The organism is Pseudomonas sp. Snoq117.2, from assembly GCF_900110545.1.
In the GTDB taxonomy this organism is placed as follows: Bacteria; Pseudomonadota; Gammaproteobacteria; order Pseudomonadales; family Pseudomonadaceae; genus Chryseomonas; species Chryseomonas benzopyrenica.
Genome location: NZ_FOED01000003.1, coordinates 292178 through 315714 on the forward strand (window position 1 = coordinate 292178; position 23537 = coordinate 315714).

Here is a 23537-nt window from a genome sequence, read left to right on the forward strand (position 1 = left end):
CGAGTACTCATCAGATGGTCGTCGAGAATGAAGAGTTTGATCGAAAGTCCCTGCGTAAGGTTCAGGGTAAACAAGCTGCTTGGACCGAAGTCGCGGTCGATTGCGTTGCCTTTGCCAATAGCGCAGGTGGTCGTCTCCTCATTGGGATAGAGGACTCTTGTGATCTGCCGCCAGCCGAGCAACGCATAGCTCCGGTCTTACTCGATCAAATTAGAAAACGCATCCAAGAGCTGACGGTGAACGTAGCTGTGGTTCCGCGGCTGGTTGTGGCAGAAAACCAGAGTGAGTACATCGAACTCAATATCGCCAGATCCTTTGGTATCGCGTCGACGACCGATGGGCGCTATTTCATGCGGGTGGGTGATTCCTGTGTTCCCATTGTGGGAGACCAGGTACTGCAACTGCTCAATGATAGGCCTACGCTGCCTTGGGAAACCCTGACGCATTTGAGGGTTTCTAGAAGAGAGATTGATCCACTGCAGGTCGCTTTCATAGTCGGTGGTCTACGCCGTTCTGATCGAGTGAAGTCAGGGCTTAAGGAAAAATCCGACAGTGAACTGTTGGAACACTACGGACTGGTCGATGGGGACTACCTGACCAACTTGGGTGTGTTGTTTTTAGGGCATGCACGAGATCGAGCAAAATTGGGTAGCGCGCCTCTCGTGCAAGTGCTCAAGTACGACGAGCTGGGAAATAAGATTAATAAATGGCACTGGTCCGATTATCACTCTAATCCAATAGAGCTGGTAGAAGCTATTTGGCGAGAAGTGCCTGATTTCCGAGAGAGCTATGAGCTGCCCGATGGTCTCTATCGTCAGCATGTGCCTGCCTTCGATGAGCGAGTCGTTCGCGAACTGCTCGTTAATGCCTTGGTCCATAGACCTTATACACAGCGTGGCGATCTATATTTGAATCTCTATCCGGACAGGCTGGAGGTGGTTAATCCAGGGCGTCTACCTCTAGGTGTTACACCTGCTAACATCCTTCATGCCAGCAGGCGTCGTAATGATCGGATGGCAGTGCTTTTCCATGACTTGCAATTGATGGAAAAAGAGGGTACGGGGTTTGATCTTATTTACGATGTGCAGTTGTCCAATGGTCGTCCGGCACCTGAGCTGTATGAAAGGGTAGATGCTGTTTGTGTAATCATACGACGCCGTATTGTTCGTCCGGAAATGATAGGTTTGCTAAAAACGCTTGACGAGCGCTTTATGCTGACGAGACGCGAGCGCATCACTCTCGGACTATTGGCGCAACATGAAGGGCTTACCTCTACCGAATTAGCGGCTTCTCTCGAATTGTCAGCGACAGATGAACTAAAGCCTTGGATAGGCCGTCTGCGAGACTTGGGACTTGTTGAGGAGACGGGGCGGACAAAAGCGAAACGCTATTATGTGTCGCCTACCTGGCTGCGCGGTAGCGGTCTAGAGGGTGTTACTACTCTGACTCGTATAGAACCCCATCGATTGAGAGCGCTCATCATTGAGGATCTCGGACGATATCCGGGCTCTTCGTCCTCTGAAATCAATCAGCGTATTGGCGTTGAAATCTCTGATCGGACAGTCAAGCGAGCGCTTGATGAGCTTATCCAGCAGTCACAGGTGCGTTTCGAAGGCGAGCGTCGCTGGCGTCGATACTGGCTAGGTGAGTCGTCCTAAAGGACAAATGTCTGGGAATGGAGCGTTGGATTTGGCAGCTGTCTCTTAGGATCTTGTACCACACCCCGATTTACCTGGTTTTGATAAAGGACAGCGAGTCACTTGCATCGCGGCCTGTCCGATAGTCGGCCCAGGCCCTGCTCGTAGCCAGACCTGGGCCTGACTACGAGCCTTGGTTTGCCCAGTGCTCTGTTCCTACAGCTTGATCCAGGTCGCCTTGAGCTCGGTGTACTTGTCGAAGGCGTGCAGGGACTTGTCGCGACCGTTACCGGACTGCTTGAAGCCACCGAAGGGGGCGGTCATGTCGCCGCCGTCGTACTGGTTGACCCAGACACTGCCGGCGCGCAGGGCGCGGGCGGTCTTGTGGGCCTTGGAGATGTCGCGGGTCCAGACCGCGGCGGCCAGACCGTATTGGGTATCGTTGGCGATCTGCACGGCTTCCTCGGCGGTATCGAAGGTGATCACCGAGAGCACCGGGCCGAAGATCTCTTCCCGGGCGATCTGCATGGCATTGCTCACGCCATCGAAGATGGTCGGCTCGACATAGACGCCGCCGGTCTCTTCCAGGGTGCGCTTGCCACCGGCCACCAGGGTGGCGCCTTCGGCATGGCCGGCCTCGATGTAGCGCAGTACGGTTTCCAGCTGGGTGGTGTCCACCAGGGCCCCGACATTGGTCTCCGGATCCAGCGCATGGCCGGGCTTCCAGCCCTTGAGGGCCTCGATCACCAGCGGCAGGAATTCTTCCTTGATGGAACGCTCCACCAGCAGGCGCGAACCGGCGGTGCAGACCTCGCCCTGGTTGAAGGCGATGCCGCTGGCGGCGGCCGCGGCGGCGTCCTTGAGATCGGGCGCATCGGCGAAGACGATGTTGGGGCTCTTGCCGCCGGCCTCCAGCCAGACGCGCTTCATGTTCGATTCGCCGGAGTAGGCCAGCAGCTGCTTGGCGACCCGGGTGGAGCCGGTGAAGACGATGGTGTCGACGTCCGGGTGCAGGCCCAGGGCCTTGCCGACCTCATGGCCGTAGCCCGGCAGCACGTTGAACACGCCGGCGGGGATACCTGCCTGCTGGGCCAGCTGGGCGACGCGGATGGCGGTCAGCGACGACTTCTCCGAGGGCTTGAGCACCACCGAGTTACCGGTGGCCAGCGCCGGGCCGAGCTTCCAGCAGGCCATCATCAGCGGGAAGTTCCAGGGCACCACGGCGGCGACCACGCCCACGGCTTCGCGGGTGACCAGACCGAGCTGGTCATGGGGCGTCGGGGCGACCTCGTCGTAGAGCTTGTCGATGGCCTCGGCGCTCCAGCGGATGGCATTGGCCGAGCCGGGTACGTCGATGCCGAAGGCGTCGGCGATGGGCTTGCCCATGTCCAGGGTTTCCAGCAGCGCCAGCTCTTCGGCATTGGCCAGCAGCAGGTCGGCGAAGCGGATCAGCACCCGCTTGCGCTGGGCGGGCGCCAGGTGCGCCCAGGTGCCTTTCTGGAAGGCGGCGCGGGCGGCGGCCACGGCCAGGTCGGCATCGGCGGCGTCACAGCGGGCGACCTTAGCGAGGAAGCGTCCGTCCACCGGACTCAGGCAATCGAAGGTGGCGCCGGCGGCGGCATCGACATAGGCGCCGTCGATGAAGGCGCGACCTTCCAGGGTGAGACCTTGGAAGCGCTGCTCCCACTCGGCGCGGCTGGGCAAGCTCATGGGTAACTCCTCGCGGTTGGCGGTGAGCAGCCACCCTAAACCGGCCCGGGAGGGTTATCAATATATTTGACAGTCGGCCGCCAAAGGCGCCGAAACGTGCGTTTTATCGAACGCTACGCTGGCGTTGCCGACTCAAGGTCAGGGCGGGTCGCGCCGTGGCCAGGGCGCCGCGCCGTTGCCGTGGCTGAAAGCACTGCTGGGTGAGCGGCGCCGCGACACTGGCGTCCAGATCGTCGAGCCAGCCGTCCACGGCGTCTTCCAGGGCAGCGACGGTGAGCTGCCCCAGCACCTGATGGGCGATGAGATTGCCCAGGCTGGGCGCGGCCGGTTCGCGGGCGGCACCCCACCAGGCGGCGAGGCGCTCCTGGAGGCCTTCGAGCAGGCGATGGAGGCGATAGGCCGCGGCCAGCAGCGCCAGGCTGGCGGACGGCGCCTGGGCCAGGGCCGCCGGGGCGAAACCGGCCAGGGCGCGTTCCAGCACTCCGGCCAGGGGCGCCTCGAAGGCCACCGCCCGCGCCTGCAGCAGCAGGGCTTCCAGGGCGTCGGGCACCTTGTCGACATAGGCGCTGGCGAAGCGCTCCAGGGCCGGACCGCGAGTGGCATCGGCGCTGGCAGTGCGCGCCGCCTGGTCGGCGAAGGTACGGCTGGCCTCGCCACTGTCCCGAGCGCGCACCTGGGTGGTCTGGATCACGAGGCGCAAGGCGGCGGTATTCATGGCAGGGTCCTGCAGGGGTGAGCTGTGTTGGACGTCTGCAGCAGGAGCGGGTCACACCGTTCGTCCGGTGCCAGCGGCACCTCAGTGCCGGAGCATGAAGGTGTCGTATTCCAGGTCGTCCAGCACCCGGTCCAGGCGGTGCAGGCCGAGCAGCACGCAGCATGCCAGGGAGACGGTGAAGCCATAGCCGAAGAAGCTCGGGCCCAGCTCGATGCTGAGCAGGGTCAGCGCCAGGTTGAGGCCGAGAAACAGGGTGCAGAGCATCAGCACGGTGTCGCGCCGGTCCAGGTAGAAGAAGACGTTGAGCAGCGCCATGAACACCACCTGGATGCTCACCCCCACCACGTCGATGTAGAACAGCGGCAGGTAGTAGTGCGACATGCCGAGCCAGGCCAGCAACTGCGGCGCCAGCAGGAACACCAGCACCAGGGTCAGACCCTGGACCTTGCAGATCTCCAGCAGGCCCTGGCGGATGGCCAGGATCATCTGCTCCTTGAGCTGACTGATGTGCTGCAGGGTCTCGCCGCCGCGCACGGCGTTGAACACCCGCTCGTACCACTCGGCGAAGTCGGTCTCGATGCGCACCAGGAACACCGCCATGCCGGGGATGATGGCGAGGTAGGCGAGAAAGATCGGCAGGTCGTAGAGGATGGAGGCGCGCAGGGGGCCGATGACGGCATCGGAGGTCAGCGGATTGAACCAGAAGACGAATTTGTCGACCCAGATGCCCAGGTTGTAGAACAGCCCGGTGACCAGCAGGCTGACGAAGATCTGCTTGCGGTCGAGAAAGTCGAAGGCCACCAGGCGATCAGCCGGGTACTCGCGGATGATGTCGTAGAGAAACATGAACAGCAGCGCGGCGTGACCCAGCAGCAGGGCCATCAGCAGGCCGTCCATGCCCAGGAAGCGCAGCACGAAGGCGGCGGCGATCATGATGGCGTAGCCCAGCGTCATCACCACCAGGATGCGGTTGTAGGCCTTCATCCCGGACAGGAAGATGATCACCAGCCAGAGGTCGCAGAGGGTGACGAAGTTGGCCAGCACCAGCAGCCGGTAGGCGAAGGGCTGGTCGAACAGGGTGGCCAGCAGCAGGAAGCCCAGGCCGCCGGCCACCAGGGTCACCAGCAGCAGGATGCCCACCAGGTTGGGCAGGATGCTGGTCTGCTTCTCTTCGAACAGTCGATCCGAGACGAAGCGGGTGAAATACAGCTGCAGACCGCCAGTGAGGATCAGCGAACTGGCCATGAGGTAGGTCACCGTGACCAGGAACTGGCGGATCAGCACGCTGGGGGTGACGATGCCGGTGGCCAGCACGCCGATCAGCATGACGCTGATGATCGACAGTACCCAGGGGCCCGAACTGATCAGGCCGGCGTAGACATAGGCGCGCAGGGTGGCGGTGTAGGAGTCGCGCGCGAGGATCTTGCGCAGTTCGAAGCCGATGCCGGCCATGTCAGACGACCCTCCCGATGGCGTCCTGGTAGAGCTCGCGATAGCGTTCCAGCATCAGCGGCTCGGTGTAGTAGCGATTGACCCGGGCCAGCCCGGTGCGCTGCGCGGCCTGCCAGCGACCGGGATTGCGCAGCAGGGCGAGGATGGCGCGGGCGGTGGCCTGGGGATCGGCGATGGCGACCACGCTGCCGCCGGTGCCCAGGGCGCGGTCCTCGGGGAGCGAACCCTCGATCAGCTCGCGGCAGGAACCCACGTCGCTGCTCACCACCGGCACGCCGGCGGCCCAGCCTTCGAGGATCACCAGCGGCTGGGCCTCGCTGATGGAGGTCAGCACCATGAGGCCGAGCTTGGGCAGGATGTCACCGATCTTCTGGAAGCCAAGGAATTTCACCTTGCCCTCCAGGCCCAGGCTGGTGACCAGGCTGTGGCATTCGGCGGCGTATTCCTCGTCTTCGTCTTCGGGACCGACCACCCAGGCCTCGGCCTCGGGCATGGCGCTGATCACCCCGCGCATGGCACGGATGAAGGTCTTGACGTCCTTGATCGGCACCACCCGACCCAGCAGCCCCACCACCGGCGGCACGCCTTCGGGGCGACGCTCCAGGGCGTCCTGCCACTGGGTGAGGCTGATGCCATTGGGGATCACCCGGCAGCGCGCGGGATCGGCACCGTCCTGGATCTGCCGGCGGCGGTTGCCATCGTAGAGCGAGATGATCGGATCGGCGGCCTTGTAGGTGAGCAGGCCGATGCGTTCGAAGAAGCGGATCCACAGCCGGCGGATATAGCTGACGTCCACGTCCAGCCCGGTACGCAGGGCCTCGTCCGGGCCTTCGGCGATCCACTTGGCCTGGGCCAGGTCGATCTTGCGCTCCTTGGTGTAGATGCCGTGCTCGCTGAGTAGGAAGTTGCAGCCCCAACGGCGCTGCAGGATGGCGCCGAGCATGCCGGCATAGCCGGTGGAGATGGAGTGGATCATCCGCGGTCGCGGCAGGCGCCGCGCGGCCTCGGCCAGCATCAGCAGCGGCGCCTGCATGGCGCGCAGGGTCCAGAGGTAGTCGACGAAGGAGGGGTCGGTGCAATAGCGCTCGTAGCCCTCGGTGATGGCTTCCCAGCTGGCGCGGCTGTACATGAAGTCGTCCAGGGTCACGCTGCCCTGGGCGAAGGCATCTACCAGGGCATCACCCTGGGCGGCGCTGGGTTCGTCGGGGTGGTGCAGGAAGGCGTGCAGATCGCGCAGCAGCTGCACCGGCGCCTGGCGCCGCGGGCTGATGGGCGCTGCCTTGGGCACCCAGGAGCCGGCGAGGAAGTGCTCCTCGATGTGCACCACGTTGGGCGGGATGGCGTAGTGGCGCTTCTCGTAGTTCTCGCGCTGGCCACCGATGAAGAACACCGAGAAGGTCAGCTCCGGCAGGCCGAGGATCAGCTGGTTGACCCAGCTCGACACCCCGCCGCGCACATAGGGCCAGGTGCCCTCCAGCAGCAGGCAGACATCGGGTGTCACGGTCGCGGCGGTGGCGTCTTTCATAACCAGTACTTCACCAGGGCGGCGAACGGCGGCCGCTTCTTCAGATCCGCCGGCAGGCTGTCGAGCAGTGCCGGGATGACCGCGTAATCGCGGCGCAAAAAGGCGATTTCGGCGCGGAAGGGCGCCAGCTGGGCCAGGGGTACGCCCGCCGCTTCGGCGGCCTGGAAGAATTCCAGGGCCTGTTCCGGCTCGCCCTGTTCCAGGGCGATGCGCCCGGCCAGGATGCGCAGTTCTTCGTTTTCTTCACCGGCCAGGGCCAGCTCGATGTGTTCCCGCGCCTGACCCAGCACGTGGCGCAGGACGCTGCCCTGGGCCAGGCCCAGATAGGCCAGCTCCCAGTAGCCGCGGGCCAGGGTACCGTGCAGCGCTGGCTGGCGTTCCGCAGGCGTGCTGGCCAGTTCGCCGAGCTGGGTCTCGATGCGCTGGTTGATCTGGCTTTCCTGCTGGTCGAGCATCGAATAGGCGAGCAGCCGGACGTCGTCGGCCGGATCGCGCAGGGCCAGCTTGAGGATGGGGATGGCATCGCGTCCGGGCATGCGCCGGGTGGCGAAGAGCGCGGTCAGGCGCTTGTCGGTGCTGGGCGCATGGCGCAATACGTCCTGCAGGCCGCCATCGCTGAACAGCATCTCCTCGCGCCGCTCCAGTGGGCGGAACGGCAGATTGGGCACGCTACGCGCCTCCCAGGCGATCTCGCGGTGCTTGCGCGGCAGATAGAGTGCCGGAAACACTGCGGCGATCACCCCGACTGCGCCCAGCAGCGGAATGAAGAAGGCCAGGGCAAAGAGAAACAGCGGACTCCAGGGCAGCGGCCGCTGGTAGCGTCGCGGCAGCAACAGCCAGGCACCGCCCGCCAGCAGGGCGCTGCCGGCGGCATGGGCGGTGGCGAAGGCCAGGGCCGCCGCCGCCACCGGCAGATTGGCGAACAGCAGCGCCCAGCTGCTGGCCTCGAAGGCGAAGGCGCCGCTAAACAGCCACTTGCTGTTCATGCAGACCACACTCGTTGAACAGGAAGACGCGCAGCTCCTGGGCGCGGGTCTTGGGCAGCAGCTCGTGCTCGTGGCTGCGCACGCCCAGGCTTTCCAGGGTGCTGTCCTGGCCATGGCGCTCGGCCAGCAGCTGACGCAGCCGGCGGCGATAGCCTTCCAGGCCGTCGGAGGAGGTCAGCGGCAAGAGCACCAGCAGGCAGGGGTGGCCGGCCTGATTGGTCAGGCGCAGTTGCAGGTCGAGACCGCGGCGGCTGCCTTCCAGCAGCGCCAGGGCGCGCTCGCCACCGTCGGCCTCGGTCATCTCGAAGCAGAACAGGCAGGCGGGCAGGGCGTGCTGCTGGGCATCGCGCAGCGAGCGCTTGAGGTGCTGGGAGAATTGCTGGGCGTCGTCGTCGGCCAGGGCCAGCGCCTGGGGATCGCTGCCCAACAGGTCGGCGATGTGGCCGGCGAGGATGGTCAGCAGATTGAGGGTGCGCTCGTTGAAGGAAAAGAACGGCATCTGCTCGATGGCCAGCACCGCCAGCAGGCGCTCCTCGGTATCCAGCAGCGGCACGCAGGCCTGCAGCGCCGAATGCTGGGTCTCGCCGCGCTCCAGCAGCGCCTGGCGGATGCTCAGGGTCTCGCCGCGCTCCAGGGTCAGGCGCACCAGCAGGTCGTCGGGATCGATGCCGGGCATCTCGCCCTGGCTGGCGAGGGCGCGACGATCCACCCGACCATTGCCGTCGACCCGGTAGAGGCCCGCCACGCGCAGCGAACCGTACTGGGTCAACAGGCCGACGATGGGCTCGGCCAGGGCCTGCAGGACATCCTGCTCGCGGGGCACCTCGCGCAGCTGGCGACGTAGGTCCAGCAGCGAGCTGCGCAGGCTGAGGTCGTTGCCGGCGACGCGCTGTTCCAGGCGATCGTGGGAGATGCGCAGGAGGTGGTGGGCGCGGGTGAATTCGTCCAGACGCAGCTGGCGATAGTCGTTGGCCAGGTCCAGGCGTTCCAGGCGGCGATCCCAGAGATCGCGGAATTCGCCCACCAGCATGGCGCTGAGCAGCACGCCGACGATAAAGGACGGCGGGATCTCTTCGTAGGCCGGATAGCCCTGGCGATGCAGATAGAGCAGCGCCACCACCAGCAGGCCGGCACTCACCAGGCCGCGCATGAAGCCATAGCGCACCCCCATGAGAATGGGCGCGAACACCACCCAGGGAAAGGCCAGACCGACCATCAGGGGGTCTTCCGGCACCAGCCAGAAGCCCAGGCCCAGGGCGGCCGCCGTGACCAGCAGGGTCTCCAGCCAGGACAGGCGGCCACTGGCGCGGGGCGCCAGGGTGTAGTCCTTGTGGACGGATTGCAGGGCCATCAGCGCAACTGCAGCTCTTGCGCGGTGCCGCGCAGGACCTTTTGCGCGGTGGCCGCCAGGCTCTCGCGCGACCAGCCGGAACGGGCGCCGCTGTTGCTCCAGACCACCCGGCCGCTGGCCGGCTCGACCACCTGCAGGGTCACGCCCACCGCCGGTTCGCCGTCCAGACCGTTCTTGTACTGCCACTCGTCCACGCTGCCGGTGAGCACGTATTGCAGATTCTGCTGGCGCGCCCAGTCAAGGGCCGCGCGCTGGCGGGCCTTCTCGTCGTCGGTGGGGTTGCCGCCCTGGCTGTCGTCGTAGACCTGCGGGCGGATGCCGCGCTCGCCGAGCACGCTGACCAGGATCTGCGCCGCGCGATCGCCGGCCATGGGCGCCTGGGCATAGTTGGCCAGGGGCACCAGGCCCCAGCGGGCATCCTTGGGCAGGGCCTCGCCGCTGGGACGGGTAAAGCTCGAGCAGCCGGCCAGGAGCACGGTGGCGACACTGGCGACGAGCAGACGCGTGATGTTCATGAGGTCTCTCCCTTGAAGCGGCCTAGCGACCGATTCGATTGCTGTATTGAATGCCCAGGGTGCTGCCGGCCTGACCGCCGCTGCCCTGGGGCGCGGACTGGTAGCCGGCGGTGAACGCCAGTTCGTCGTCGCCGAGCACTGCCATGCCCAGGCCGACATTCAAACCGTAGTTGAATTCGCGCTCGGTCCACTGCCAGCCGACCAGGGTGTCCACCAACCAGCTGTACTGGGGATGGGTGCGGTTGAGCGAACCGGGAATGCCACGTCGCCAGCTGCTGCCGACATAGAGCTGGCCATAGCGATCCTGCAAGAGCTGGGTGCCGCCCAGGGCCTCCAGGTCGGCCACGGTGACCTCGCCGTTCTCGCCACTGCCGGCCAGGGGCTGCAGATAACGGGTGACGCTGGCGGGCAGGGTGCTGCGCGCCTTGTTCTGCTGATAGGTGATGCCACTGCGCACCTGCCAAGTCGGGCCTTCGAAGAAGATCATATGGCTCAGCTCCAGGTTGAAGGCGAAGCCGCTGCCCAGGGCATCGCCGTCGCGACTGGAATAGCGATTGTGCGCCGCCCGCCAGCTCAGCTGGTCGCGTGGCGTGAGGTTGTGGCGACCGGCCAGGCTGACACTATCGCGCCGGCCCAGGGCGCGCAGATAGCCGCTTTCGTCGGGTTGCCGGTGCCAGTCCAGGGCCGCTTCGATCTCGGTGTTGCCATCGATACGCCAGGTGCGGGCGACGCCCAGGCCCAGGCGATTGCTGTCCGACCGCTGACTGGCGTCCACGGTGGTTTCCAGACCGCCGTCGGCCAGATTCTTCAGCACCTTGAGCAGCATCTGGTGCTCGTTGCCCAGGGCATCGGACTTGAGGCCGTCGCTTTCCACGCGATTCTGCTTGAACTGGACATCGGCGTAGACGTCATCGCTGAGTCGCCGGGCGGCGCGCACCTCGATGCCCTGCTCGATCAGACCGCCATAGTCGCGGCGCTCCCAGCCGGCCTGGACGCCGTTGGGGGTGCGTTCGGCCTGCTCGGTGGCCTGGCGCAGCAACTGTCGCTGGATGACCTCCGGCGGCTCGTCGCCGGCCGCCGTCAGGGCTGCGGCCTGGGCGTCACCGGCATGGCCGAGGCGCTGCAGCACCTCGACGCGCTGGGCCGGATCCAGATCGCCGGCCGCCAGCAACTTCTCCAGCTCGCCGCGATTCTGCCGGCGCAGGACCTCCTGCAACTGCTCGTACTGGCGCACCTTCAGGCCACGGCTCTTGGCCCAGGCCAGCCATTCGCTCTTGAGGCCTTCGTCGTTGTTCTGACTGAGGGCGTCGAGCCACTGGTCGAACCAGAGCTGCAGCATGCTTGGTGAGCCGTCCTGCCAAGCGCGCGCCTGGGCCAGGGCTGCCTGGGGACCGCGCAGGCTGGAGAGCAGCCGCAGATAGGTGGCATAGCGCTCGGGGGTGGCGGGCACCTCGTCGTTGGCAAGGTGCGGCGTCACCGCCTTGCGTAACCGCAATGCCGCGTCCTGATGGCCGGCCGCGTCCAGGGCGTCGGCATAAGCGGCCTGGACCAGCCAATCCTGGGCATGGGCGTCCAGATAGCGGCGATACCAGCCCAGCGCCTCTTCCGCCTGGCCCAGCAGCACCAGGCCACTGCCGAAGGGCAGCCAGAGTACGTCGCTGTCGCGGGCCCGGCCCTTCCAGTCGCGCAACAGGGTGGCCAGTTCGGTCTGGCGATTCTGGTCGATGAGCAGCCACAGCAGGCGCTCGCGGAAGCGGTCGTCGTCCGGGAAGCGCTGCAGGGCCCGGCGATAGCCTTCTTCGGCCTGGGCGATGCGCCCGCGTTGGAAGTCGAGACCCGACCGCGCCAGCCAGACGGCGGGATTGTCGGCCGACGCCGGTTCGCGGGCGGCGCTGGCCAGCAGCCGCTCCAGCGCGGTGGCATCCTTGAGTTGCTCGGCCCATTGCAGGGCTTCGGTCAGGCGCCGCTGGTCCTTGCGCTTCTCCCAGCTCTGTTCCAGCAGCGCCAGCGCCTTGCGCGGCGCCGTGCGGCGGTACAACTCCAGCAGCCGATCCTCGTCGTTGGCCATCAGCCCCTTGCTGCTGGTGGCCAGGCGTTCGAAGGCCACCTGGGCGTCCGCGTCGCGCTCCAGTTCCCAGGCCAGTTCCGCGCGCTGCCGCCAGTAGTCGTCGCGCTGGCGCTGCTTGGCCGGGACCCGTTCGAGTACCGCCCAGGCCTCTTCGGGCTTGAACAGGGTCCACAGGGTGTCGGCCCAGGCCAGGTACTCCTCGGTGGTCAGCGGGAAGCGCTTGCCAAAGGCGGCCCAGCCTTCGGCTTCGGCCTCGCCCTGTTCGGTGCGGGCCAGCAACTGTTGCAACCGCTCCCACACCAGGCGCTGCTTCGGTTGGCGCTTGATGTAGCCGCGCAGCCAGCGTTCTTCCGCCTCGGGATCACCCAGGGACTCGTAGGCGAAGATCAGGGCATCCAGTTCGGTCTTGTCCAGCTGGCGCTCGTGGGACACCCGACCGAGCAATTCGACCACGGCATCGAAGCGAAAGGCCCGGGCGGCCAGCTTCCAGGCATGATCGCGCCGGGCGGGGTCATCCTGGCGGGCGAGCAGGCGCAGCCAGAGGTCGAGTGCCTCGTCCACCCGTCCGGTCCATTCACCCAGCTGGGCGAGCTCCGCGAGCAGTGGCTCATCGTCAGGACGCAGCGCCAGCAGTTGATGACCTTCCTCCCAGGCGCGTTCGGTGTCACCGCGCGCCAGGGCCAGCCGGTAGGCGGCCTCCAGGGCGGCCGGATCGTCCGGTTGCCACTCGCGCCAGCGCTCGATCAGGCGCTGGGCCAGATCCAGGCGTCCGCTGCCCTGGGCCGCGGCCACCCCGGCCTGCAGCCAGGCCAGACCACGGGCATCGTGCTGGAGCCGGGGCAGCTCCTGTTCCAGCAGGGCGGCGGCTTCGGCGCCCTGGCCGGCGGCGAGCCAGGCATCGAAGGCCTGGTGCCGGTAGCCCTGACGCTGTTCGGCCGAGTCGGCGAGATCGGCCAGGCGCAGATAGAGGCGCGCGGCCTCCTGCTGACGCCCGCCGGCCAGGCTCCAACGCGCCGCCTGTTCCAGCCATTGCTGGCGCCGGGGCGGATCGCGACGGGCCAGTTCGACGAAACGCTCTGCCGCAGTGGCTGGATCGGCCAGCTGCAGGGCGCGCTCGGCCACCCTTTGCAGCTGGGGCGTGCTCAGGGTCGCCACGTCCAGGGCGCTCAGCTGCTGTGCCAGGCGCTCGCGGTCGGCGTCGGCCAGGCCTTGCGGCTGGGCTTCCGCCTGCAGGATGTCCAGCTCCAGGGCATAGAAGGGCGTCGATGCCAGCGGTTTCGGCAGTAGTTGCAACTGCCGCCGCGCCTCGTCGATGCGCCCCAGAGCGATCAGCTGGTCGATCAGCTTCATGCGCAGCCCGGTATCGTCCGGGGTCGCCTTGAGCAGCACCTGGGCGTAGCTGATGGACACCTGGTCGGCCGGCTCTTCGCCCGGCAGGAACACCTGCTTGCCGTGAAAGGTCAGCACCAGCACCAGGGCGGTGAGGAGCGCGACCCCCAGCAGCGTCCAACCACTCAGGAGCCGGGTTTTCTTAGCCGCAGACGATCTCACCGTCACTCACTTGTGTTAGCGGAAGTTTGAACGTCCAGAGTCCGGCCTGTCCCGGCTGGCCCTTGTAGCGCTCGCGCCCGACCCGCACCTCGCAGGCCGAGGACGCGCGCAGGGTCAGCTCCAGCGGAAACTGCCCGGCGAAGGCGAAACGGATACGGGTCGGCGACAGGTACTCCCATTGCTGCAGCGGAATGTTGGCCTCTTCGAGGGCGGGGGTGGGATCGCGACTGTCGCGCAGCACCAGCTGGGCGCTCTCGCCGGCCAGGTGGACATAACGCCCCTGCGGCAGGTCACGCACCCCGGCGATGCCCTTGGAGCGCTGCAGATCCGGCCAGCCCAGGCGCGGATCCAGGCGCAGGGTGCGCAAGCCATCGAGGGCCTTGATCGACCAGCTGCCGTCGTCTTCCCGGGCGAGACTGGCGGTATAGAAGCCGCGCAGTCGACTCAGGTAGTCGCTCATCCACAGCGAAATGGGATGTTCGGCGGCCATGCCCTGGTAAATCTCTTCCATGACCTTGAGCGACGCCTGCTTGGTGCCCGAGTAGAAGTGGTAATAGAGGTGCAGGCCACGCAGCCGCCGCGGGTGCTCGGTCCGCTCGAAGGTATAGAGCAGGTCGCGAAAGCCGTAGTAAGGGCCGCGCCAGAGATTGGTGTAGACGTTCTCGTTGATGATGGGCGCGTAGAACTGCAGGCCGCCGGGGGTGGGGCGGATGAAGGGATAGAGGCCACTCACCGAGGGTTGTGAACGGGTGATATGGGAGTTGCCGCCATTCACGTTGAGCAGGCCGTTGTCGTAGGCGAGCTTGAGGGTGGCCGCATCAGGCTGGGCGTCACCGGACCAGAACACCATCTTCACCGGCTTTTGCGGGGTGGTCAGGCGCTCATTGATATAGCGCGTCGAACCCACGATCTCCCGGGTGAAATCCACCTTGTCGTAGCCGGGAATCTGCATCATGTAGCCGTACTGGGCTTCGAAGTTCTCGCTCTGCTCGGCCACCGCCGGTTGCCAGAAGAATGGATGGCTGAAGGTATGGGTAGCCACCTCCACCTTGGGATCGGCGAACAGCCGGCGGGCGATGGGCTCCAGCTGCGCGGTCAGTTCCGGATAGCGGCCCTTGGGCCCGACCTCGCCCTCGATGATCGACGCCGAGGTCAGAAAGGGATGCGGCTGGATGAACTGCTCCAGCACCACCTGGCCGGAAAAGGGCGCACCCGGAATCTCCGCCTTGGAGGCGAAGGCGTCGCCGTCGATGTGCACGGTGGCGATGCGCCGACCGTTTTCCGTGGTCGGATCGGGCACCGGCATGGGCGGCAGTTGCAGCGTCTTGGCGGTAAAGGCGAAGGGGTCGATGATCCAGCGACTGGCTTCGGGGCCGTCTTCCATGACATAGGGACCAAAGGCGAAGCCACCCCAGGGGGCTACGCCCATGGGCACGAAGGTCTCGCCCTGGCCCGCGAGGCTGACCACCGGCGCAGGTCCCCCGGGCAGCGTCTGCACGGCGGGCAGGCCGCGGGTCCGCAACTTGACCGGCGCCTCGAAGTTACCGGCGAGGGCAGGCTCCAGCACCTTGAGGGTCAGGTTGTCGGGCAGCGGCTTGCGATTGACGCCAAGGCCCAGACGCTTGAGCAGGGCCTCGTTGTCCAGCGGCAGGCCGCCGAGGATCAGTAGGGGGGTCTTTTCGTCCAGGCGCTGACCGATCCAGTCGTTGAACGCCCGGGCATTGGGCGGCGGACCACTGGTCATCCACATCACGACCCCGGCGTAGAGGGCACTGGGCCAGACCGCGGGCAGCGGCTTGGAGGCATCGACATAGTCCAGGCGATAGCCCTGGTATTCGAGGGCGCTGCCCAGGAAGCGGTGCACCGCCGACTGGCGCAGGGCGCCTTCGCGGCCATCGTAGAGCAGCGCCAGCCGTCGTGGTTGCAGGGCTACCGAGCTGATACCCAGGGTATTGAGATCAGGCGTGGTGATATAGGGCACATAGCCTTCGTCGCGCAGCCGCTTGGCCAGGCGCCGGGCTTCGTCACGCTGTTCTGGCGGCAGGTATTCGATGGCGATGACCGGGATGCCGGCACTGCGCGCCGCCTCGATCCGCGGCTTCAGCCATTCGCGATCTCCGGCGCTGACCGGTCGATAGGTTTTCTTGCCGGCATCCCAGCCCGCATAGATGGACTCCACCGCCATGGCGGCAGCCACGCCGGGCAGCTCGGGTTGCACCTCGAAGCCGCGATTGAAAAACAGTTTGAGCGATGGCTGACGACGGTGCAGTTCGGCCAGCAGGCTCTTCAGCGCCAGGCGCTGGCTTTCGCGCTGGTCTTCGGCCACCAGCTGGAAGCTGTCGAGGGTATCGAGGAACAGTCCGGTGTAACCGGCCTTGGCCAGCTGGGCGGCGCGTTCGAGCAGATGGGCCCGCCAGACCGGCGTGGCCAGATTCATCACCTGGCTGCCCCAGGCCTTGTTGGCCACCGGGCTGGCCCCCGCGCTGAGGCCGGCCTTCTCCAGCGCCGCCGCGTCGCCGGCGAATTCGCCGATGGACAGATAGGCGAAGGGCTGGGCACCGCCCTCGCGCAGGGCGCGGACATCGGCAGCACTGGCATGGCCGGGTTCGAGCACCACCCAGTCGAACTGGGCGAGTTCGGCCACTGGCGGTTTTTCCGCGTACCAGAAGGCCACGCTGGCGGGCACGGCCAGGGCCGTGCCCATGAAGGACAGATAGCCCAGCAGCCAGACCGTCAGCTTGCGCCACCCACCGAAGCGGGACCCTGCCTTTGTTGCCTTGCCTGACGCCACACCCAGTCCTTAAACGTACCCAACTTCGGTATCAGGTTAGCTACATTACGCAAAAGCGTGACGAAAAACTGCCCGTGCCAAGCCGAGCGGCAGCAATTACCAGGTCAATAGGTATCGAAATAATTGATGGCCACCAGGCAAGCGCGTCTAGGTAGCGGCTTTCAAGTGTGGCGATGGGCGAGGTGTAGCGCAGGAAGGCAGGAGGGGATGTAGCCGAATGTCAGGAGAATTGCTGTCATGCGCGGCGGTAACCGGCATGACAGCAGGCGAGCGCTATTACTTGAAGCTGCTGTTCAGGTTGGCGCTGGTGGAAAGGATGTTGGTGGAGCCCAGCAACTGGCTGACGAAGCGGTTCCAGCGGGTGATACCGGCCGGGCCGACAAAGACCACGTCCTGCGGCTGCAGATGGAAATTCTGCGCCAGCACATAGGCGGTGGGGTTCTTGGCCGCCAGGTGGAAGACCTGGGCCGTGGCACCCGGCGCCTTCAGGTCTTCCGGGCCACGGATGACGTAGACGGCATCGGCGTTGGCGGTTTCCTGCTGGATACCACCGGCCTGGCTCAGGGCTTCCATCAGGTTCAGGTTGGTGATCTTGTAGCTGACCGCGGACGGCGTGCGGACTTCACCGACCACATAGACCTTGCGGGCGTCGTTGTAGGGCAGGTGGATGCTGTCGCCGTCCTTGAGGTAGATGCCGTACAGCTTGGAATCTTTGCGGTTCAGGCTGTCGGTATCCAGGCGGTATTCCTTGCCGTCGCGTACCAGGGTCACGCCGGTCAGGTCGGCACCGCCGGTGTTGGCCACGCCAACCTGGCCCAGGGCTTCCACCAGGGTGATGGGCTTGGTGGTCAGCGGGATGGCGTCGCCCTTGTTCACGGCACCGGAAATGGTGATCTTCTGGCTACCGAACTTCAGCACGCTGACATCGACCTGGGGATTGTCGATGAAGGTGGCCAGACGGCGGGAGATGTCGGTACGGATCTCTTCCAGGGTCTTGCCGGCGGCGCGCACGGTGCCGACGTAGGGGTAGAAGAGGGTGCCGTCCGGACGGACCAGGCGACCGTTGGCTTCCAGCTGCTGCTGGGCGCCGGACGGAGCGGTCAGTTCGGGGTGATCCCAGACGGTGATGTAGAGCAGGTCGCTCGCACCGACGCGGTAAGCCTGCGGCTTGTAGTCCAGCAGGGGCTTGAGGTCGGGAGCCTTGGTCAGGGCCGCGGAATCCTGACTCATCAGCAGCGAGCTGGTGATCGGGATCAGCTGGACCTTGGTGCCCTGGATGCTTGGATCGCTCTTGAGGTCGTCCTGGTCCAGGTACTGACCCGGGGAGTAGGCACAACCCTGCAGGACGATGCCAGACAGCAAGGCCAGAGCGGTAAATTTGGTTTTCATGTCATTCGTCCTTGATTGCTGATTGAGTGTGAGCAAGAGGAATAAATCGGAAGGTAGAAGCAACGAGCCGGTTATTCATGGTGTTCCTTCGCGAGACGAGGCACTTCTCGACAGTGGACCGGTTTCCATGCGGCTAGCCTGCCCAGCGTGCGAGAGAACTCGAGGTCTCAGCTTTTAGTTGTACGAGCACCTGAGTCTGCTGGTCTAGGACTGGCCTTTAGCCATCGAGTTCAGCGCCCCCGGAGCGGAAAAAGGTGACGCCGTTCGAAATCTGTCACATCTCCCTCAACGAGGTCCTATGACCTGGCAGTCATGCCGGTTCAGGTGTTTTTCCAGCAGCGCCGTCTGGGGCTTTTCCACGCCGTTCTTCGGTTCGATGGCCAGGGGATAGTCGCCCCAGCCCGGACCGGCCGCCCAATAGGCGCTAGGTACGCACTGCTCGCCCAGATAGCTCAGCAGATTGTCCATGGCTTCCAGCCACTGTGGGTGTGCAGGTATCCCATATTCGCCAATGAAGCCGCGCAAATTGTGCTTTTTCAGCCACTCGATGAAGGGCCGGGTTCTTTCCACGCCGATCATGGGATGGACACCCTTGGTGCCGGAGGCATAGTTGCCGCTGGAGTCCTCGTCGAAGTAGATGTGGGCTTCGTAGATCAGGTTGTCCGCCGGATCCTTGATCAGCAGATCGCCGTTCGCCTGGGGCCAGCGCTGGGCGCTGGACCAGCTGTCACCGGCGATGAAGATCGGCGTCTTCATGTCGACGCTGCGGATGCTGTCCACCGCCGTCTGCGCGGCCTGGGGCCAGAGGCCTTGGGTGTCATGGGGTTCGTTCATGACGTCGTAGCCGTACAGCGCCGGATGCTTCTGGAAGGTGGTGGCCAGGCGCTTCCAGGCATCGGCATAGCTGGCATAGGGCACCTGCGGCGAGCCGATCAGCTGACCGCGATAGCGCGCGTAGTTGTGCATGTCCAGGATCACCCGGATGCCGTACTTGTCGGCGAAATCCAGGGTGCGCTGCAGCAGGGCGACCTGGGCCTGGTCCAGCTCACCGCCCAGCTGGGGCTGCACCCGTTCCCAGAGGAAGGGGAAGCGGATGAAGCGGAAGCCCTTGGCCGCGTAGCGGCGGAAGTAATCCTCGGTGGGATAGAAGTAGTTGGTGCCTTCCACGCCCGGCAGGACCTGACCCGCGAAGCCGGCGGCCGACATGTTGATGCCGATCAGATCCACCTTGGCTGTCGCCGGCGCTGCCTGCGCCTGGCCATAAAGCGCCGCGGACAGTAATACGGTGGCCAGCAGGCCACCACCGATACGACGTTTCACTCGTGACACGGACAGCACCTCTCGTGTATTGCGGACGTTCGTCTAAGCAGAGCGCCCTCAGGAACTCTGCTGATAGACGGGTGTGGGTTGCAGCGGCGGCGTGCGCCGAGCGAAGTATTCCAGCGCCAGGTAGTCCACGGTTACCCGGATGGTCCAGGCAATGGCGGCGCCCATGATGGAAAAATGCTGGATGCACACCACCAGCAGGCCTAGATAGGGCAACAGCTCGGCGAGATGGATCATCGCGGTGGTCCGCGAATGGCCCCGGGCCTGAATCTTGGCGAAGGGAATCTGCGCCAGGGCGTTGAAGATGAAGCCTACCACCAGAATACGCAGGATCTGCGCGGCATCGCCGCCGTACTCCGGACCCATCCACACCGTCATGATCCAGGGCGCCAGCACCAGGATCGGCAACACCATCGCCAGGCTGATCAGCAGCAGACCCCAGAACGCCTTGTTGGCTTGGCGCGCGGCGTTTTCGCCGCTCTTGCTCAGGAGTGGGAACACCACCCGGGCCACGGCATTGGGGATGATCAGCATCCGCGACACGGCCTCGGCAGGAGCGGTGTAGAAGGACACCCGGCTGGCGCCGACCATGTGCGACAGCACGAAGCGGTCGAAATAGACCATCAGCGGACTGATGATGTTGCTCACCGTCATCCAGCTGCCGAATTTCAGCAGTTCCTTGAACACCTCCACCTTGAAGGTGCGGATGCCTTCCGGGAAGTCCTTGTGCAGCGGCCAGTAGGCCAGCGCCATGGACACCACCCGGGCCAGCACCAGGCCGATCACGGTGGCGGAAAAGCTCGGTTCGATCAGCACCGCGATCAGCGGCGCGATCGCCAGCAGACTGTTGGAGAAGGTCCGCAGGATGTTGAATTCCCCAAAGCGCTCGTTACCCTCCAGGTAGGCGAACCAGACCGTCGCCAGCAGGAAGGGTGGTACGCACAGGCTCAGCCAGCGAAAGCCGGCCACGGCATTGTCGAAATGCTCGGGCGAGACGTGCAGCAGACTCACCACCTTGCCCGCACCGAACCACAGCAGCAGCGTCGCCAGCAGGCTCAGACCGATGACGGCGCCGGTGGCCGTGCCCATGACCAGTCGATTGAGCCCCTTGTCGCCGTGGTGCATGGCGACGGCGCGGATCACCGCACGCGACAGGCCGGCATCGAACAGGGTGGCATAGCCGACGATGGCGAAGGCCAGGGTGAACAGGCCGAACTGCTCGACACCGAGCAGACGCGACAGCACGCCCATGGTGGGCAGCGCGATGGCACTGGGAATGACGACACCCAGGATGTTCCAGGTGCTGTTTTTGATCATCGACATCGTGGGGGTGAAAACTCCTTGGGGCCGCCCGGCGGACGCCGGGCGGCACGAGGGATCAGACCGAACGAGCCAGCTGGCTGCTCGGACGCGGGTAGGGGCTGCTGACGTAGGTCTCCTGGACGGGTGCGGAGCTGTAGTGATGCAGGGCGCGCAGCGCCTGGATCACCATCAGGTAGCAGATGGTGGCCTGGAGATACTCGAAGAAACCGGCCAGCGGCCAGATCACCAGCTGGGCCAGGGTGGCGGTCACCACGAAACCGGTATCGGGGTGCAGCATCTTCGCCCAGCGATAGTAGAGGAACAGCGACACCGGGATGATGATGAAGGCCAGGAAGCCAAAGCGGAACACGGTGCCGAACACGCCTACGTCGGACAGGAAGAAATACTCGCCGAAGTAGGGAATGAAGCCGTTGTTCCACATCAGCGACAGCGAGCCGCTGGGCAGCCAGTGGTTCTGGCTGAGGTGGGAGAAGATGTAACCGATGGTCTGCTCGCGCACGCCATCGGTGGGGCCGTCTTCCACCGACTGAGCGTAGAAATCCAGATTCAGCCCCAGCACCTTCATCAGGTCCGGGAAGATGAAGAAGGGCGACAGCAGCAGGGCGGAGACGCAGATCCAGACGATCGACTTGCTCTTCAGGCAGAACACGGTGAAGCAGAGTGCCAGCACGATGAGCTGCCGGGTCTGGGTGCCGAACACCAGGGTCAGCAGGAAGAACATGGCCAGCACGATGTGCACGGTCTTGCTGCGCGCCGAGCCGTCGATCGGCGAGATGCCCTTGTTCCAGGTTTGGATGCAGTAGAAGTAGGCCAGGCACAGGGCCGGCGCGCCGATGGAAGAACGGTCCGGACGGTCGAAGGAGGACTGCTTGTCACGCAGATCCGGCAGCGCGCCGAACTTGAACATCCAGGCCATGGCCGCTGCCAGCAGCGCCGTGATCAGCAGGGCTTTCTCGAATTGCGAGGCGCTCATGTTGCGCCCGAGGAACATCAGGGTGGCGAAACCGAAGCTGAACAGGATCCGCCGCTCTTCGATCAGGCCGTAGAAGATCGGCTGACCGTAGAACAGAAAGGAAAAGATCGCCGGCAACCCGATGAACACCGCCGACGAATAGACGGCGTAGGTCATCAGGATCTTGAATTCGCGCTGCTGGGTGCCAATGCTGGTCAGCAGGTAGAAGAAGGTGAAGGCCATGCAGATGGCCAGATACAACTCGTTTAGATAGAGGATGCCGACCGGGTTGTGCGGGCTTTCGCCGAACACGTCCAGGTGCAGGATCAGCAACGGGATCAGGAGAACGAAGGAAACGGTACTTTTACGGAGAATGCTCATAGACCTACCCATCCAGACGGGACCACCGGACTGCTTGTCCGATGGTCATCTTCCTTGCGGCTGAGAATGCTGCGGGGGCAGCGCCTCAGGTGCGGCGACTGCTGCGTTCCTTGAGATAGATGGGCAGGATGCTCAGGGCATCGTGCACGTAACGCTTGGCCAGCCGCTTGGGCTCCGAACACATCCGGTGCAGCCATTCCAGCTTGGCCTTCTGCATCCAGCGCGGGGCACGCTTGACGGTGCCGACGGCGAACAGGATGGAGGCGCCAATGCACAGGCCGACGCCGGTACGCTTGCTGCTGTCGATCTGCCGTGCGAGCTTTTCCTGGCGCGGCGCCCCGACGGCATAGAGGATGAACTCGGAAGGGTTCTGCATCACGAAGTCGACGCATTTCTGCGTCTCCAGCGGATCGTTGATGAAACCCATCGGCGGGTTGTAGTGCGCCAGCTGGATGTGCGGATACATCCGGCGCAGCTTGCCCACGTCATTCTCGCTCGAACCGATCAGCACCACCGACAGGCGCTCGTCGTTGGCCTTGCGCAGAATGCTCAGGGTGAGATCGCTGCCGGTGATGACCTCGGGCACGGCGACGCCCAGCGACTTGAGGATGGGCATCAGGATCCGGCTGTCGCAGATGCGTTTGCCGGCGCGCTGATAGGACTCGCGCATGTCCGGATTGCTCTGCAGCTGCACGACATGGTCGATGTTCGGTGTGACGATGTAGCTGTAGGGACGATGGATGTCCTGGCTGATCGAGCTCATCAGCTCGTCCTTGGTACCGGTGAAGAAGTCGATACCGAAGGCTTGGTTGCTTAGGTTAGACATGCATCGTCGCTCCCTTGAAGGCACCCTTGACGCCGGACCAGGCCAGTTTCGGATTCTTGAATTCCTTGAGCACGGTGATGCCGGACAGGAGCACGGCGGACACCAGTGCATAGGGAGTGCCATGGAATTTACGATTGAAGCGGGTCGCCGCACGATTACGGAAGTAGTGATAGAAGGCGCTGCGACCGCCCGAGCTCATGGAGCCGTAGTGATAGAGCTGGCTCTCGCGTGAGACCTTGAGCACGACGCCCTTGCGTTTGGCCTGGTGCTGCCAGTCCACTTCCTCGGAATACATGAAGTAGGCTTCGTCCATGAAGCCGATCTCGGTCAGCAGGCTGGCGCAGAAGGCCATGCTGCAACCCATGATGTAATCGGGTTCACGGTCCAGCTGGGAAATCTCGCTGACGTCGATGTCCTTGCCCAGCAGCTTGGACTTGCCCAGCAGTGGATAGAGGATGCCGCCGCCATAGCATTCCAGGCGCCCGGTCTGGGAGCTCAGGATCACCGAGCCGACGATGGTCTTGGGCGCGCGCTGCAGCTCGGCCAGCAGCGGGGCGAAGGCATCGTCCTTGACGTAGGCGTCGTTGTTGACGACCCAGAAATGCTTGACCGCCAGATTGTCTAGCGCCCAACGCATGCCGTAGTTGTTGCCGCCGGCATAGCCGTCGTTGCGCGGGCTGGCGAGCACGGTGACCTGGCTCAGGGCGTTGTCGGCCTGCCAGCGTTGCAGGACGTCGATGGAGCCGTCCTGGGAATCGTTGTCCACCACCACCGCGTGATCGATGGACGGGCAGTGCTTGAGGATGCTCTCCACGCAACTGATGGTTTCGTTGGGGGCCTTGTAGTTGAGCACCATGACTACGTTCATTGGCGTGTTCCTATTCTTCAGAATCATCAATCCGGTACAGCGTCGAGATGCAAGGCTGCCAAGCGTGGCCGGGTTCAGGAGGAAACCCTTCGAAATCGCTGTGTGAGGTAGTTTCTTGTTCGATGCGCCTGTACGAATACTGCCGCGATCCCTGAAGGGATCGGCTGGACG

16 protein-coding genes are annotated in these 23537 nt (G+C 64.6%); 1 reads left to right on the forward strand and 15 read right to left on the reverse strand.

The window, feature by feature from the left end; all coding sequences use genetic code 11:
• The first annotated feature begins 14 nt into the window (after positions 1-14).
• Positions 15-1658: an ATP-binding protein gene (locus BMZ43_RS10755; RefSeq protein WP_082900406.1), complete on the forward strand. Its 1644-nt coding sequence runs from the start codon at positions 15-17 to the stop codon at positions 1656-1658.
• 195 nt (positions 1659-1853) lie between these two features.
• On the opposite strand, the gene BMZ43_RS10760 is transcribed toward BMZ43_RS10755, so the two are convergent.
• The 15 genes from BMZ43_RS10760 to BMZ43_RS10830 all read right to left on the reverse strand — a co-directional run bounded on the left by BMZ43_RS10760 (position 1854) and on the right by BMZ43_RS10830 (position 23366).
• Positions 1854-3347 (reverse strand): aldehyde dehydrogenase, encoded by a 1494-nt coding sequence (locus BMZ43_RS10760; protein ID WP_093253301.1) that lies wholly within the window; start codon positions 3345-3347, stop codon positions 1854-1856.
• Positions 3348-3450: 103 nt separating this feature from the next.
• Positions 3451-4062 (reverse strand): hypothetical protein, encoded by a 612-nt coding sequence (locus BMZ43_RS10765; RefSeq protein WP_017639350.1) that lies wholly within the window; start codon positions 4060-4062, stop codon positions 3451-3453.
• Positions 4063-4143: 81 nt separating this feature from the next.
• On the reverse strand, positions 4144-5514 hold the full coding sequence (gene pelG, locus BMZ43_RS10770) for an exopolysaccharide Pel transporter PelG (RefSeq protein ID WP_017639351.1): 1371 nt from the start codon (positions 5512-5514) through the stop codon (positions 4144-4146).
• 1 nt (position 5515) lies between these two features.
• Positions 5516-7039, reverse strand: a complete 1524-nt coding sequence (pelF, locus tag BMZ43_RS10775) for a GT4 family glycosyltransferase PelF (protein WP_093253307.1) — start codon at positions 7037-7039, stop codon at positions 5516-5518.
• A complete protein-coding gene (locus BMZ43_RS10780; RefSeq protein ID WP_093253312.1) occupies positions 7036-8025 on the reverse strand; it encodes a tetratricopeptide repeat protein in 990 nt (329 codons plus the stop codon). The genes pelF and BMZ43_RS10780 overlap by 4 nt, the downstream gene beginning before the upstream one ends.
• Positions 8003-9376 (reverse strand): PelD GGDEF domain-containing protein, encoded by a 1374-nt coding sequence (locus tag BMZ43_RS10785; protein ID WP_093253316.1) that lies wholly within the window; start codon positions 9374-9376, stop codon positions 8003-8005. The genes BMZ43_RS10780 and BMZ43_RS10785 overlap by 23 nt, the downstream gene beginning before the upstream one ends.
• A complete protein-coding gene (locus BMZ43_RS10790; protein ID WP_017639355.1) occupies positions 9376-9891 on the reverse strand; it encodes a hypothetical protein in 516 nt (171 codons plus the stop codon). The genes BMZ43_RS10785 and BMZ43_RS10790 overlap by 1 nt, the downstream gene beginning before the upstream one ends.
• A gap of 22 nt (positions 9892-9913) precedes the next feature.
• On the reverse strand, positions 9914-13510 hold the full coding sequence (locus BMZ43_RS10795; protein ID WP_093253319.1) for a tetratricopeptide repeat protein: 3597 nt from the start codon (positions 13508-13510) through the stop codon (positions 9914-9916).
• Complete coding sequence (locus BMZ43_RS10800) at positions 13491-16214, reverse strand: bifunctional glycoside hydrolase/polysaccharide deacetylase family protein (RefSeq protein WP_093253760.1); 2724 nt, start codon at positions 16212-16214, stop codon at positions 13491-13493. Before BMZ43_RS10800 ends, BMZ43_RS10795 begins: the two co-directional genes overlap by 20 nt.
• A gap of 363 nt (positions 16215-16577) precedes the next feature.
• Entirely contained in the window at positions 16578-17690 is a 1113-nt protein-coding gene (locus BMZ43_RS10805) for a polysaccharide biosynthesis/export family protein (RefSeq protein ID WP_093253324.1), read from the reverse strand.
• 285 nt (positions 17691-17975) lie between these two features.
• Positions 17976-19010 carry a glycoside hydrolase family 5 protein gene (locus BMZ43_RS10810; RefSeq protein ID WP_017639359.1) on the reverse strand — a complete coding sequence of 345 codons (1035 nt, stop codon included), beginning with the start codon at positions 19008-19010 and terminating at the stop codon, positions 17976-17978.
• A 57-nt stretch (positions 19011-19067) separates the two neighbouring features.
• The gene (locus tag BMZ43_RS10815) at positions 19068-20339 is read right to left on the reverse strand and encodes a flippase (protein WP_256562922.1); all 1272 of its coding nucleotides are present in this window, start codon (positions 20337-20339) and stop codon (positions 19068-19070) included.
• Between the two features lie 55 nt (positions 20340-20394).
• Positions 20395-21672 carry a hypothetical protein gene (locus tag BMZ43_RS10820; protein ID WP_064307771.1) on the reverse strand — a complete coding sequence of 426 codons (1278 nt, stop codon included), beginning with the start codon at positions 21670-21672 and terminating at the stop codon, positions 20395-20397.
• Positions 21673-21757: 85 nt separating this feature from the next.
• Positions 21758-22498, reverse strand: a complete 741-nt coding sequence (locus BMZ43_RS10825) for a WecB/TagA/CpsF family glycosyltransferase (protein ID WP_017639362.1) — start codon at positions 22496-22498, stop codon at positions 21758-21760.
• Positions 22491-23366, reverse strand: a complete 876-nt coding sequence (locus BMZ43_RS10830) for a glycosyltransferase family 2 protein (protein WP_017639363.1) — start codon at positions 23364-23366, stop codon at positions 22491-22493. The genes BMZ43_RS10825 and BMZ43_RS10830 overlap by 8 nt, the downstream gene beginning before the upstream one ends.
• Between the last annotated feature and the right edge of the window lie 171 nt (positions 23367-23537).

Bases quoted from the DNA above. Each gene is read 5' to 3' on its own strand.
- BMZ43_RS10755 (WP_082900406.1), top strand. From the start codon at position 15: ATGGTCGTCGAGAATGAAGAGTTTGATCGAAAGTCCCTGCGTAAGGTT.
- BMZ43_RS10760 (WP_093253301.1), bottom strand. From the start codon at position 3,347: ATGAGCTTGCCCAGCCGCGCCGAGTGGGAGCAGCGCTTCCAAGGTCTC.
- BMZ43_RS10765 (WP_017639350.1), bottom strand. From the start codon at position 4,062: ATGAATACCGCCGCCTTGCGCCTCGTGATCCAGACCACCCAGGTGCGC.
- pelG (WP_017639351.1), bottom strand. From the start codon at position 5,514: ATGGCCGGCATCGGCTTCGAACTGCGCAAGATCCTCGCGCGCGACTCC.
- pelF (WP_093253307.1), bottom strand. From the start codon at position 7,039: ATGAAAGACGCCACCGCCGCGACCGTGACACCCGATGTCTGCCTGCTG.
- BMZ43_RS10780 (WP_093253312.1), bottom strand. From the start codon at position 8,025: ATGAACAGCAAGTGGCTGTTTAGCGGCGCCTTCGCCTTCGAGGCCAGC.
- BMZ43_RS10785 (WP_093253316.1), bottom strand. From the start codon at position 9,376: ATGGCCCTGCAATCCGTCCACAAGGACTACACCCTGGCGCCCCGCGCC.
- BMZ43_RS10790 (WP_017639355.1), bottom strand. From the start codon at position 9,891: ATGAACATCACGCGTCTGCTCGTCGCCAGTGTCGCCACCGTGCTCCTG.
- BMZ43_RS10800 (WP_093253760.1), bottom strand. From the start codon at position 16,214: ATGGGCACGGCCCTGGCCGTGCCCGCCAGCGTGGCCTTCTGGTACGCG.
- BMZ43_RS10805 (WP_093253324.1), bottom strand. From the start codon at position 17,690: ATGAAAACCAAATTTACCGCTCTGGCCTTGCTGTCTGGCATCGTCCTG.
- BMZ43_RS10815 (WP_256562922.1), bottom strand. From the start codon at position 20,339: ATGTCGATGATCAAAAACAGCACCTGGAACATCCTGGGTGTCGTCATT.
- BMZ43_RS10820 (WP_064307771.1), bottom strand. From the start codon at position 21,672: ATGAGCATTCTCCGTAAAAGTACCGTTTCCTTCGTTCTCCTGATCCCG.
- BMZ43_RS10825 (WP_017639362.1), bottom strand. From the start codon at position 22,498: ATGTCTAACCTAAGCAACCAAGCCTTCGGTATCGACTTCTTCACCGGT.
- BMZ43_RS10830 (WP_017639363.1), bottom strand. From the start codon at position 23,366: ATGAACGTAGTCATGGTGCTCAACTACAAGGCCCCCAACGAAACCATC.